Raw genomic sequence first — 12606 nt, 5'->3', positions numbered from 1 at the left:
TATCAAATATGGATAAAGTAAGATTTTATAAAACTCAAGATTCTACAGGAATTCTCAAACATCTGTTATATTAATAGAACCTTAAAGATTTATAAGAAAGAAAGGGATACATTATGTCGAATGTACAATCATTAGAACGAGCATTTAATCTTTTGGATACTTTGTCAGAATATCCTGATGGACTCCAAATTACGCGTCTGTCCGAAAAAGTAGGGTTATCTAAAAGCACTGTACATCGCCTCTTAGCTACGCTTATTACAATGAATTACGTGTATAAAGATCCCGAATCAGAAAAATACCGGATTGGATATCGCCTCCTTTACTTGACTCGGAATATCTTGAACAATATTGATGTTATAAGTATCGCAAAGCCATTTTTAGAAGCACTGTCAGCAGATGTAAACGAAACCATCCACCTATGCATTGAAGATATGGGAGAGGTTCTATACGTAGACAAGATAGAGAGCAATCAGACAATCCGCATGTTTTCCCGAGTGGGCAGCAGAGCGCCGATGTATTGTACGGGTGTTGGAAAAATGCTTCTTTCCGGTATGGAGCAAACAAAATACAATAATGTTGTCGATAGGATTTCTTTTGTCAGCAAAACAGAGAACACAATAAAAAGCAAAGATCAGTTGGCCACGGAACTTCAGGTTATTAAAGAGCAAGGCTACGCGCTTGATAACGTGGAAAATGAGGAAGGAATTCGTTGTATAGCTGCTCCCATAATTGATTCGAAGGGAGACATTATCGCCAGCTTCAGCATTTCCGGGCCAAGCAACCGAATTACCATGGATCGAGTTAATGAAGAACTTGTCCACAAAATCACCCAAACTTCCGCCAAGATCTCTCGTCATTTAGGGTATGAAATGCAAAGCCCTCCTAAAAGTTCTTGAGAGCAAAGAATGACTACTGTTTCCCCTGCAAAATCAATGTAAAAAGGCAATTTTTCAAGCTGTCGCTTTCTACTTATGCAAATAAAAAAAGCTCCTCAATCTAATTGAGGAGCTTTTTTTATCATTCATTTAACTTTTTTAGTACCGATTCTGTAAACTTTTCACACCTTATATAATCTTTTTCCTGAGGAGCTAATTCAATCTTCAACGTTGCCGCCAGATCTGTGTGAACAAAAAGCATATCTCGGAAACGATTAACCGCTCCGCAGAATTCAGCGAAAAAGCTGTCGCCGGTACCGAATACCGCTGTCACTAATTCTTTTCGGTCCAGCCTTTCGAAAGCTTCGAACAGCGACCGCATTTCTCTCGGCAGTTCCCCGCTTCCCCACGTATAAGTGCCTATTAAAACAGCATCATAATGGGGTAGTTCTGCTAACGAAAACTCTTCAACTTTCCATACGCTCACTTCTAACAGTTTTTCCTGGGCAATGGCCCTTAAAATTCCTGCTACAGCTTCTGTATTTCCGGTCACAGACGCGTAAACAATGGCAACTTTCCTTTTACAGTTCGTCAAACCCATTCGACTGTGACACTTTTGAATAAGTTCTGGATTTCTGCTCAAAAAAGTCCGATTTCGTATCGTTCATCATGTCGTCGCCGAATACCTGAATCCAAGGCATCGGGTTGTTGCGCTCTTCGTAAAGGTTGTCTAATCCGAGCTGGCGCAGCCGTTTGTTTGCCAGATACTCTACATAGTCACCGAATTCTTCTAGGTCAATCCCTTGGATGTCTGCCAATATATATTGTGCCCATTCTTTTTCAAGCTGAACTGCCTGATTGATGGCACCATATACATATTGAATATTCTCTTCCGTATTAAGCTCTGGGTTTTCAGTAAGCATAATGCGGATAAATTGCGCGATAAAATATGCGTGTTGCATTTCGTCACGCTGGATATAGCTGATCATCGTACTCGTCTTCAGCATTTTCTGTTGGCGTGCCAGATGGTAGAAAAAGGCAAAGCCCGCATAGAAATAAATGCCTTCCAAGTTAATTGAATTTACGCTCAAGCGGAACAAGGTTTGCGGCGTTGGATTTTGCCGGAACTCCTCATAGGCGTCCAAGATTAAGTTGTTCCGTCTTTGGACAATCGGATCGCTCTTCGCCTGGTTGAAGCGGGCGTTTTGTTCACTAATCGAAACGAGTGAGCTTAGGATATAGGAATACGATTCGTTATGCACCGCTTCCTGTTGCGAAACGACCGCAAAAATCGCTTTAAAGCTCGAATCGGTGACGTAATCCATTGCTTGGCTCATTGTTGGGGTTTGCAGGCTATCGAGTGATGCGAGTTGCGTATTGATGCGCAAGAACACGTCTTTCTCCACATCCGTTAAAGAATCCCATTGCTTGATGTCGTCCTGCATGTTGATTTCCTGAGCTTTCCAGAAGTTCGACAACAGCGTTTGGTACAGGTCGTACATTTGCGGATAAGCAATATCGTTCCAATTCAAAAGCCCGGAAGATTCTCCGTTCAGGATACCTGTAGATTTATTTGGCTGCTCCGGGTTGAGCAGTTTGATTTTTTTTAATGGTGCGTGTATCGACATTCGTCTTCCTCCTTTAGCTTTGGCAAGCTTCGCATTCTTCAATTTCAGCCTGCGAGGTGCTCCGTACGTAATAAGTTGTTTTCAAGCCCTGCTCCCAAGCTTCAAAGTGCAAAGTCAATAAGTCTTTCGCTTTGATGGTATGCGGCACGTAGAAGTTAAAGCTTATCGCCTGGTCGATATGGCGCTGGCGTGCAGCATTCTGGCGGATGCTCCAGTTCTGGTCAAGCACGTGGCGCGCACGGCGGTAATAGTCGTATGTGTTATGGTCAAGATCCGGCGCAGTCACCTTGAATTTAAAGTTTTTCTTTTCCTCTGCAAATTCCACCGCGTACAACGGATCAATGCCGTCCGTTGAGCCGCCGATTTTTGCAGTTGACGAGTTTGGCGCTACTGCCATCATCCAGCCGTTGCGCACGCCTTTTGCTGCAACTTCTTCCTTTAATGCTGTCCAGCGCTCGCTGTTGTAGCCTTTACGTTCAAAATATTCTCCGGTAGCCCATTCAGAACCTTCGAATTTCTTGTAAGCGCCTTTTTCTTCCGCCAACTCCATTGAAGAACGGATAGTATGGTAGGCAATTTCTTCATACAGCTTGTCCGCAAACTCCACAGCTTTTTCAGTTTCCCAGTGGATGCCTTCAAGCGCCAATAAATGATGCCATCCAAATGTTCCAAGCCCTACGGCACGATATTTTTTGTTTGTAGCGTCTGCTTGTCCAACGGAAATCGTATTCAAGTCAATAACATTATCAAGCATGCGCATTTGGATCGGAATCAATCGATCCAATACATCCGCTTTTACTGCACGCGGCAAGTTGACTGAAGAAAGATTGCAGACAACAAAATCGCCCGGCTTGCGGATCATTACAAGGTTACCTTCTTCATCGGTATACTCTTTTGTAATGGTTGTGGCTGACATGTTTTGCATGATTTCGGTACACAAGTTGCTGCAGAAAATTGACGTACGGCCTTTACCGTTTAAATGTTTGTTCGGATTTTGGCGGTTGACTTCATCGCGATAGAACATGTACGGGGTGCCCGTTTCAAGCTGCGACACCATAATGCGTGCCATGATATCCATTGCCCGGTAAGTTTTTCTCGGCAATAACGGATGATTTGCCGCTTCTTCGTACTTCTCCGTAAAGTGCTTGACGTCGCGCTCGTCATAAAAGTCTTCCAACCCTAACGCTACGCCATTCTCATCTTTCCATTCCATGATCGTTTTAACTTGATGCGGACAGAACGTATGCCATTCTCCGATACTGCGGCCATTTTCATCTGTTTCGCGCAGCTTCTCCATAAACAAGTCAGGCAGAGAGACACCGGTGAAAATATCGTGCGCTTTGCGGCGCTCGTCGCCGTTATTGGTCTTCAGGTCCAGGAAGCCGTTCATGATGTCTTTGTGGAAGACATCCAAGTAAATGGCGACTGCTCCTTGGCGCTGTCCAAGCTGATCGACACTGACGGCCGTATCGTTGACAAGACGGATCCAAGGGATGACACCGGATGAATTGCCTTTGAATTTTTTAATATCAGATCCAAGCGCCCGAACTTTTCCATAATAGACACCGATGCCGCCGCCATCTTTGCTGAGGCGCGCGATATCCCAGTTGTTCAAATAAATGCCGTCAAGGGAATCATCCACTGTATCGATAAAGCACGAAGAAAGTTGGCCGAAGCTTTTGCCTGCGTTCGATAAAGTCGGTGTTGCCACCGTCATGTATAAATTGCTCATTGCCCAATATGCTTCTTTAACAAGAGCAAGACGCTGTTCTTGTGGCTCTTTTTGCATGAGCGTCATCGCAATGACAAGAAAACGTTCCTGTGGCAATTCGAACAAATTGCCTTCGTAATCTTTTGCTAAATAGCGGTCTGCCAGCAAGAACAGGCCGATATAATTGAACAGCAAGTCACGGTCAGGGTTGATTTCAGCGCCAAGCGCCTCAATTTCTTCTTTCGAATATGCCGTAAGCAATTCTTTTGAATAAATGCCGATACGTGAGAGTTCTTCAATCAGCCCGAAAAAGTCACCGTATTTTTGGGAAGCATCAAAGTTTCGGCTCTTTGCCGCTTTTTGGTACAAACCAGCCAAATAAAGTTCTGCGGCAACGAATGTCCAGTTTGGCTCCGCCATTGAAATTTGGTTTAACGCATAAAGCATGGATCGTTCTGTTTTCGTCGAATGGTCCAATCCTTCAATTTGAGTGCGCAATGGCGCTATATCCAATTTATGTATTTCAGCTGCCCGGTCGAGCGCTTTTATTACCGTATCCATTTCTGTCTCTGTTTTGATGTTCATGTCAGACCAGCTCCTTCACAAATTCATTAATTTTCATCAGGTATTCGTTGCGCTCTTGGGCGCTTCTACAAGTATTTTCTGTGTTCCGCATTGAAGGTCCTGCAACTGAAAAGCCGCCATTACTCCTGTCTTGCCCAAATAAAACACCCTTATCCTCCCGCGGGAAGATAAGGGTGTAAACGCAGAATAATCTAACGGAGACAGTTTAAACCGACTGCTCCACAAAAATTACCTTCGTTATACTTCCCAGCTCCCGGAGAAGATCGTTAACAGATAAAAATGGCAGGTCTCCTGGCTCGTGCGTCTTCCGCTGCTATCTCCTTCCCGCCTTTTGGACAGTGGATTTTGATAGCTTGTCAGCACTTACAGTTGCGGGTACAGCTCCGTTTTTCGACGGATTCCCTATTAGGCCTTGTCAGGCACCATTTTTATTGGCTTCACTATATATGGTGTTTATACTTATACAATTAACTAAATACTGTATTTCTAAACTATAAACTAGATCTTTTTCTTTTACAAGCCGACTGGTTAAAATCAAAAATTCAAAAAACCCCGAAAGCTTTCGGGGCCAGTGTTAAACGCGCTAAAAAGTTTATAAGAGAGGGCCGATCAACCCAATCGCTTTGAAAACGGCAAAGACAAAGATTATGGATAACCTGATAACTTGAAGCATATCATATAGAAGCCAGTTTAATCTCATCAAAAAAACCTGATTTACTCATCTAGAGAATCAGGTTTTCACAGGGGTATCGCCCCCTTTATCCAGCTGCTGCATTTCTGCTTTAAATTAAATCGTTAACGGGCTGGAATCAGAATTTTAAGCGCATGTTTAACTGTCGCCATGGTCGTGAGCGACGCGATATTCGGACAGACTTCCACTGCTTTTTTCGCAAGTTCCGGCCGGAGTCCGGTAAAAACAGGTGAAATTCCAAGCATTTTCAGCACTGCATTGATCTTATAAAGATAGTCGATAATCACTCCATCAATTGTGTAGATTCCTGAAATATCGATGATCAGAAACTGCAACTCTTGCCCTTGGACTTTCGTTGGAATAATATCCAACAATCGCTTGCAGCGGTCTCCATCTAAAGAGCCAACCACTGGAAGTACCGCAATCCCTTCGTGGACAGGTACAATTGGCGTTGCGATTTCATTTTTCAATTCCATCAAATCCTGTTCCAGCTTCTTTTGGCCGGTGATGTCCCGGATGATTGAATGAATGGCTTCGGTTTCTCCGAACAGGGCTGGATGGCTATATAAATTCACATCAGCGACTGTTCCGTCAAACCGGCGGACAACCGTTTCTATCAGTTCTCCGATCTTTCGCTCTTCGGTTCCTGCCCGTATACGCTCAGTGATCAATCCGCGGTATTCTTCTGTGAAAATCTCCACGACGCTGGCTCCAATGATGGATTTCTTGTCTGTCTTGAAAAACTCAGCACCTGATTGGTTTATGTAAAGCACTTTGTAGTTTGAATGGACGATAATCGGTTCCAAGGAATACTCGACAATCTGCTGGTATATGGTTTCTTTCTCCATGGTGGTTAAACTTTTACTGGATGAAGGTTGCATGACTGATCCCGCTCCTTTTGCACCACTATTTCTTACACAATACTATATCTTTCCATAAAAATATACAGCTTTTCCAAAGGAATAAAGATAGATTTTTAATAGTTTCTCCGGAATACTGAAACAACTTCATTTCATTCGGCCAGGACCAGTTTCCAGTTTAAAATTTAGAGGTGCGCAGTTGCACTTTTGAATAAGTGCCCCTCTAAAATTGAAAAAGACTCAGCCGCTTACGACCAAGTCTCTTTTGGCTATTTTTCAAGTTTGATAAGTCAGCGATATCGGTTTCTATCGTCTACAGCGTTTGCCATCAGCTTTATCTTCTTGGCTGGCATCCTATTTAACGCTTCACTCTGCACTCAGACAGTTAAGTCATTTTCGGATTTTATATCTATTGCCGCTTTCAAAAGCTTTTGAAGAACAGCCGCAAAAGTGGCAATAACGCTTGAAGCAAAAGTGCAGAGCAGGCATAAGGTTATCATTCCCGCTATGTCTCCTTTAATAAGTAAAATCAAAATGAATAATCCAGCTACAAAAAAGCAGCTGATTGCGCTTGCACAGTACTTAATGTATTTTAGTGCGTTGATCGACAACTCCGAAAAAGCTTCGTTTCGGTCGATGTAGTTTAGCAGCTTATAAGTTTGATGCAATGCTATAAAAAATGTACTGAACAATATATATGAACAAATCAGAAAAGGATATTGCAAATATGCGGTAACCGGATGAGCTGCGGCGTCTCTGCTGGCCATCACAGGTAATCCGAAAATACAAAATGCAAGAGCCAACAATATGATAAAAAGAAGAACCGCCTTCAAGAAAATAATTGAGCCTTGTTTACGTGTCATACAAATCACCTCATTTGTACTTTATTGAGATGATTTTAACATCATGTTTATTGATAATCAATAAATGTTTATTATATATTAACAATTAATTGTTGTATCGGTTTTTTCTTATCTTGTTAAAACAGGAATTTCCCCTGCAACAAAAATACACCTGGCAAACCGGATTTCATTTGCCAGGCGTCTCCTATTGAATGGGCTTTTCTTATAAAATTGGCAGACCATCGCAAAACGGGCGTTCTTTCTGCTAGAGGGACTGCAGTTTCGTTACCAGCTCTTTTGTAGTCAGCACTTCGGCAAACTCTTCATGCAAGGTTGCAAGGGAAACGGCATGGATCGTTTCCGGGTCATAATAGCGCCCCTTTTCATCATTCATCCCAAAGGCAGCTGTAGCATCTGAAACAAGATAGGTAGAGAAACCTAAATTTCCGCTCATACGGGTCGTGGTTGAAATGCAATGCGGCGTAGTCAATCCTACAATTACGATTGTTTTAATGTTGTCCTTTGTTAATCGATTCTCCAAATCCGTATCGATAAATGCACTGTTCACTCTCTTCGTAATCACCGCTTCCCCTTCGATCGGCTTTGCTTCTTCTTTTATGGCAAAACCTCTGTTTGAAGGATGGAACAGCGAATCGGGATTGTTGGATAAGTGCTGGATATGGATAAACCGTTTTCCATGTTCTCGCCAAACGGCCAGCAGCTCCTCTATGTTCTTTTCGGCTTGCGGATTGTTCCGCAAGCCCCATTTCTTATCTTCAAATGCTTTCTGCACATCTACAACCAGCAATGCCGCACGTTCTTGATTCATTTATTGTTCCTCCTGACAGTGGTGTATTCGATTTATCCTATATCATTGCGATTTCGAAAGAAAAAACCCTTTCAAGGGGTACATAAACGAATAAAAAAGAGCTTATGGTAAGTTTAACTTTCCATAAGCTCAGTAGAGCAAAGCAAGCAGCGTCAACTTTTGAGTCTGCCCGCTTTTTCTTCTTTTTGTCTCTCAGAAGCAGTTTCAATCCTTCGTTTCCACCAGTCCTCCATTGTTCCAGATCCGAATAGCACGCCCCCGACAATGAGCAAAAGCCCTACCAAATGATTTTGGTTGATGCTTTCCCCCAAGAACATCACGGACCCCAAAAGGGCAAATAACGTATTCAGGTTCATAAAAATGGCTGCTTTGGGCGGCCCCACTTCTCCTACTGAATAGTTATAACTCATATGCCCTATTCCTGTTGCCAAAATACCGGAAGCAAAGATCAACAACCAGAATAGCGTGTTCATCTCGCCGAACATTTTCCACTGTCCCGGTTCCATAAACAAGCCAATCACAAATAATCCGATTGAGCCAAGCAGAAGCATATAGGCAGTCAACAAACGCGGATCCAGTGTTTTAGCGGCTTTTGTAATGATGACAAAACTTAACACCTGACTAATAATCGCCAATAGGACATAACCATCTCCTATTGAGATATCGCTTAGCCCGTTGCCGCCGGCTAAGATGGTCGCAAATACACCTAAAACACCCAGTACAAATCCTAGCCATTGCCACTTTGATGGAGTTAACTTTAGTAGCAGTAAACTGAATACAGCGGTCATAATCGGTCCCGTTCCAAGAATCAGGCTCGCATTTGTCCCTGAAGTGATTGCCAGCCCAAGAGAAATGAGGGAATGGTGAATAATTACATTCAACAAAGACCCTCCAGCTATGTAAACCCATTCTTTCTTTGATGGTTTTCTAACAAGGCCCATTATACGGAGAATAACGAACACTGTAATACCTGCAAGAAAGATTCGAAGTGATGTCATGGTTACCGGCCCCATTTGAACGGTTAAGTATTTCAGGGCAGGAAGATTCATCCCCCATATAAACATTACCATCACCAAAATCATGTAAAGCCTGAGATGGTTCATCCTATCCCTCCTCTTTTGCCAGATCATCGCCCATTATAATAAGCGTAGCAGCACTCTATGACAAAATGCTGATACGCTCTGCTCTTCAATCTTTTCAATCCATGAGTTTACAATACCACCATAAGAAAATACCAAACCCGGAAGGCATATGAACACAAATCAACAAATTTCCATTGATTTTGTCCCAGCTTTTGCTTGTGCTACATCATTTGCGTGCAGCAGTTAATCAGATATCAAATCAATTCCATAATAGTTTATGGCCTCACGGAAGTAAATAGACCAAGCGCACTTCCTTCTTCCGAAAAGAAAAAGCATTTCAGCCTGCTTCAGGTAGAAATGCTCTATCGATACAATTATTCGCTATTTAGCCATCGATCCATTCAGTGGCTTTATCTTTGGCAGTCTCCTTGCCATTCGGCTCTTCTTGCCGTTTAGTTCCTTTACTCGTATAAGGTTTGGCGCTCTTGGCTTTGTTGGCGCCAGCTTTCCACCGGTTCCAGCCTTTTTTGCCTGTTCCTTGCCCTATTCCGCTTTTCTTTTTTTTCGCCATTTCTATCACTCCGATACTTTCTTGACTTGCCCGCATGAAAATCTACTTTATCACAACCCGCTCCTTTATAGGTAAAGAACTTATAGATGACAAATTTTATTCGCAGCAAAAAGCCATTCCATGAAAAGAATGGCTTTTTCTATTTTTATCACAAGCCGGCAGGCCCTCTTTTTCTAATCTCATCAGTATCGCTTCCAAGGCTAGTATCTTTTCCGGTTCCATGGCGATCGTTCTCAAGAAGGGTATCCGGACCGGTTGAATCCCGATCATTTCCTCCGAACAAACCGCTGCCTCCCGAGTTGCGGTCACGTCCGCCAAACAACCCTGTACCTGTCACATCCCGTTCATTGTCACCGTGTGCGTCCTTGTGAAATTCATCGCGGTCATTTCGGTCTGGAATAGAGCTTCTGTGTTCTTCCACCATCACCAAAATTCGCCCTTCATCAAAATGCCGGCCATATTCTTCCGCTTCGTCATCCGGGACTCCCATACCGATCAACGCCCCAGCAAGGCCTCCGGCACCAGCTCCAGCTGCTGCTCCCATCAAACCAGCGGCTATTGGCCCAGCAGCGACTATCGGACCGATTCCAGGAATCGCAAGAGCTCCCATGCCGGCCAAAACGCCGCCTAATCCACCAAGCGCGCCTCCGGCAGTAGCCCCTGTTGCAGCCCCTTCTACAAAATTAGTATTTGTTTCGCCTGCTACGTTTTCGGTTTCTTGTTTGTCTTTGCTAAGAACCGAGATGTTTTCTGAGTCATATCCCTGTCTCTTCAAGTCTTCTATGGCATTGATCGCTTCGTTCTCGGTATTAAAGGAACCCACTACTCTTTTTTGTGACAACCTTAACGCCTCCTCAGCTTTAATATTATTCCAATGCACAGTTCGTTCTCTTTTTACCCCGTATGTTACATTTTAAACTTTGGTCGATCCCTATTAAAAATATTTCACACTTGTTAATTCTTTTGAATTAATCACTATTTTCGTTATGTTTAAATAATACTTAAGTAACATAAAATCCTTATCCATAAGCATTTATTACCCTAAATCATTTTCGTTGAATCTAAAATGATATGTAATTGTAATAAAAGTAAACATTTAAGCTGTTATAATACTACTTGTGGCTTTTAAACGAATTAAGTTTTTTAATAAAGTTTTTACAAGCGTTTTTAGAAGAAGAGGGATTCTTCTCGTAAATCGTTTCTCCATATTACACATATTTTATTTCTCTTATCAGATAGAGAGAATACATACATTATTAATGAGCAAGTAGATTTGAAAGGGGAACATGAAATTGAAATTGAAATCAAAATGGCTATTATCCGGTATTTCTTCTGTATTGGCATTAACTATTTTCATGCCAACGGCAGCAAATGCGGATAAATTAGGTGACCTGCAACAACAACAGCAAGAAGCAAAACAGCAACAAGGTGAATTGAATTCCGGCATCAGCGACAAAACAGAAAAAATGACCGAAAACGCATCAAAATTAGAAACTCTTTCTAAAAAAATTGATGAATTAAACAAGAAAATTCAAGATACCGAAACAAAAATCAATGATGTTCAAAGTAAGATTGATCAAACTAAAACTGAAATCGAAGAATTAAGAAAATCGATTGAGGAATTAGAACGCAAAATTGCAGAACGTGAAGAATTGCTGAAAGAACGTGCCCGCGCTATCCAATTAAGCGGCGGATCAGTTGACTACATCGATGTGCTTCTTGGCGCAAACGATTTTGTCGATTTTATCGATCGCATGTCAGCTGTTAACACGTTAATCGAAGCGGACCGCGACATCATGCGTGAACAAGCGGCAGATAAAAAACTTCTGGCAGAACAAAAAGAGCAAGTGGAAACGAAGCTTGCCCAACAAGAAGAGCGACGCGCAGAGCTCGTTGGACTCAAAACATCATTGGATGCTCAGAAAAAAGAGCAAGCTGGCCTTGTTAAAGAGTTGAAAGCCGAACAACAACGCTTGGAAAAAGAAAAAGCTTCTCTAGTACAACAGCGCAACGAATCAATTGAAGTCAGCTCACAACTTGAAAAAGAAATTGCACAGGAACAAGAACGCCTTGCGGAAATCGCTCGCAAAGCAGAAGAAGAACGCCAGCGCAAATTGGCAGCTGAAAGAAAAGCAGCTCAGGAAAGAGCGGCAGCTGCACGTGTTGCGGCTGAAAAACAAGCTGCGGCTGAATTAGCAGCAGCAAGAAACGCAGCTGAAAGAAAAGCAGCTGCAGAACGCGCTGCAGCAGCTAAAAAGAAAGCTTCTGCTTCTGCGGCTGCAGTCCGTACTACAACACCTGCGAGCAATTCAGTAGCTGCTTACTCTGCGCCTGCACCCGCAGCAACAGTAAAAAGCAGCTCAGGATTCATCAGACCGGCAGCTGGACGCTTTACATCCAGATTCGGATGGCGCGATATCGGTGCTGGACAAGAGTTCCACCAAGGAGTAGATATCGCTAATGGCACCGGTACAGCTATTGTTGCCTCTGCCGGCGGCTATGTATCCTTTGCAGGATCTATGGGTGGATACGGAAACGTCATTATTCTTACTCACTCTATTAACGGACAAACGCACGCAACAGTTTACGCACACTTGAGCTCTATCGGCGTATCAAAAGGCCAAGCCGTTTCCCAAGGACAGCGAATTGGCGGAATGGGCAACACAGGCCGTTCGTTCGGTACTCACTTACACTTTGAAATTCACGTGGGCCCATGGAACGGATCTCGTTCTAATGCAGTTAACCCGGCAGCATACGTTTCCCTATAATAATTACCAAACGGCATCTTCCAAGATGCCGTTTTTTACTTCTTCCAATAACTGTCCGAAAACTATTTTCTGTACTTTTTTTGTAAAAGTGATTAAAATAAACTTAATTAAAAAATGGCTGTTAAAAGCCGCTCCATATTTCTTAGGTTAAGTGTTGCAGACCA

The 12606-nt window shown here is 42.9% G+C and carries 11 protein-coding genes and 1 riboswitch; of the genes, 2 read left to right on the top strand and 9 right to left on the bottom strand.

Annotated elements, in window-relative coordinates; all coding sequences use genetic code 11:
• The first annotated feature begins 113 nt into the window (after positions 1–113).
• Entirely contained in the window at positions 114–896 is a 783-nt protein-coding gene (locus B0H99_RS09855) for an IclR family transcriptional regulator (RefSeq protein WP_106533497.1), read from the top strand.
• A gap of 121 nt (positions 897–1017) precedes the next feature.
• On the opposite strand, the gene B0H99_RS09850 is transcribed toward B0H99_RS09855, so the two are convergent.
• The 9 genes from B0H99_RS09850 to B0H99_RS09810 form a co-directional block, all read right to left on the bottom strand.
• On the bottom strand, positions 1018–1476 hold the full coding sequence (locus B0H99_RS09850) for a flavodoxin domain-containing protein (RefSeq protein WP_106533496.1): 459 nt from the start codon (positions 1474–1476) through the stop codon (positions 1018–1020).
• The gene (locus tag B0H99_RS09845; protein ID WP_106533495.1) at positions 1457–2503 is read right to left on the bottom strand and encodes a ribonucleotide-diphosphate reductase subunit beta; all 1047 of its coding nucleotides are present in this window, start codon (positions 2501–2503) and stop codon (positions 1457–1459) included. Before B0H99_RS09845 ends, B0H99_RS09850 begins: the two co-directional genes overlap by 20 nt.
• A 13-nt stretch (positions 2504–2516) precedes the next feature.
• On the bottom strand, positions 2517–4799 hold the full coding sequence (locus tag B0H99_RS09840; protein ID WP_106533494.1) for a ribonucleoside-diphosphate reductase subunit alpha: 2283 nt from the start codon (positions 4797–4799) through the stop codon (positions 2517–2519).
• 264 nt (positions 4800–5063) lie between these two features.
• Positions 5064–5241, bottom strand: a riboswitch (cobalamin riboswitch).
• Positions 5242–5594: 353 nt separating this feature from the next.
• Positions 5595–6371: a PAS domain S-box protein gene (locus B0H99_RS09835; protein WP_106533493.1), complete on the bottom strand. Its 777-nt coding sequence runs from the start codon at positions 6369–6371 to the stop codon at positions 5595–5597.
• Positions 6372–6727: 356 nt separating this feature from the next.
• Positions 6728–7213: a DUF2975 domain-containing protein gene (locus B0H99_RS09830; protein WP_106533492.1), complete on the bottom strand. Its 486-nt coding sequence runs from the start codon at positions 7211–7213 to the stop codon at positions 6728–6730.
• A 244-nt stretch (positions 7214–7457) separates the two neighbouring features.
• Positions 7458–8021, bottom strand: a complete 564-nt coding sequence (locus tag B0H99_RS09825; RefSeq protein WP_106533491.1) for a cysteine hydrolase family protein — start codon at positions 8019–8021, stop codon at positions 7458–7460.
• A 152-nt stretch (positions 8022–8173) separates the two neighbouring features.
• Positions 8174–9124 (bottom strand): DMT family transporter, encoded by a 951-nt coding sequence (locus tag B0H99_RS09820; RefSeq protein ID WP_106533490.1) that lies wholly within the window; start codon positions 9122–9124, stop codon positions 8174–8176.
• Between the two features lie 364 nt (positions 9125–9488).
• Positions 9489–9674 carry a DUF3934 domain-containing protein gene (locus tag B0H99_RS09815; RefSeq protein WP_146137260.1) on the bottom strand — a complete coding sequence of 62 codons (186 nt, stop codon included), beginning with the start codon at positions 9672–9674 and terminating at the stop codon, positions 9489–9491.
• 148 nt (positions 9675–9822) lie between these two features.
• A complete protein-coding gene (locus tag B0H99_RS09810; protein WP_106533489.1) occupies positions 9823–10515 on the bottom strand; it encodes a YflT domain-containing protein in 693 nt (230 codons plus the stop codon).
• A 451-nt stretch (positions 10516–10966) separates the two neighbouring features.
• Here B0H99_RS09810 and B0H99_RS09805 point away from each other — a divergent pair, with 451 nt between their 5' ends.
• Positions 10967–12442, top strand: a complete 1476-nt coding sequence (locus tag B0H99_RS09805; protein ID WP_106533488.1) for a murein hydrolase activator EnvC family protein — start codon at positions 10967–10969, stop codon at positions 12440–12442.
• Positions 12443–12606: the final 164 nt, after the last annotated feature.

The sequence above is a fragment of the Planomicrobium soli genome (assembly GCF_003014655.1).
Classification (GTDB): domain Bacteria; phylum Bacillota; class Bacilli; order Bacillales_A; family Planococcaceae; genus Planococcus; species Planococcus soli_B.
The sequence above is the reverse complement of the archived record's forward strand: the minus strand, read 5'-3'. Positions and strand labels throughout refer to the sequence as shown.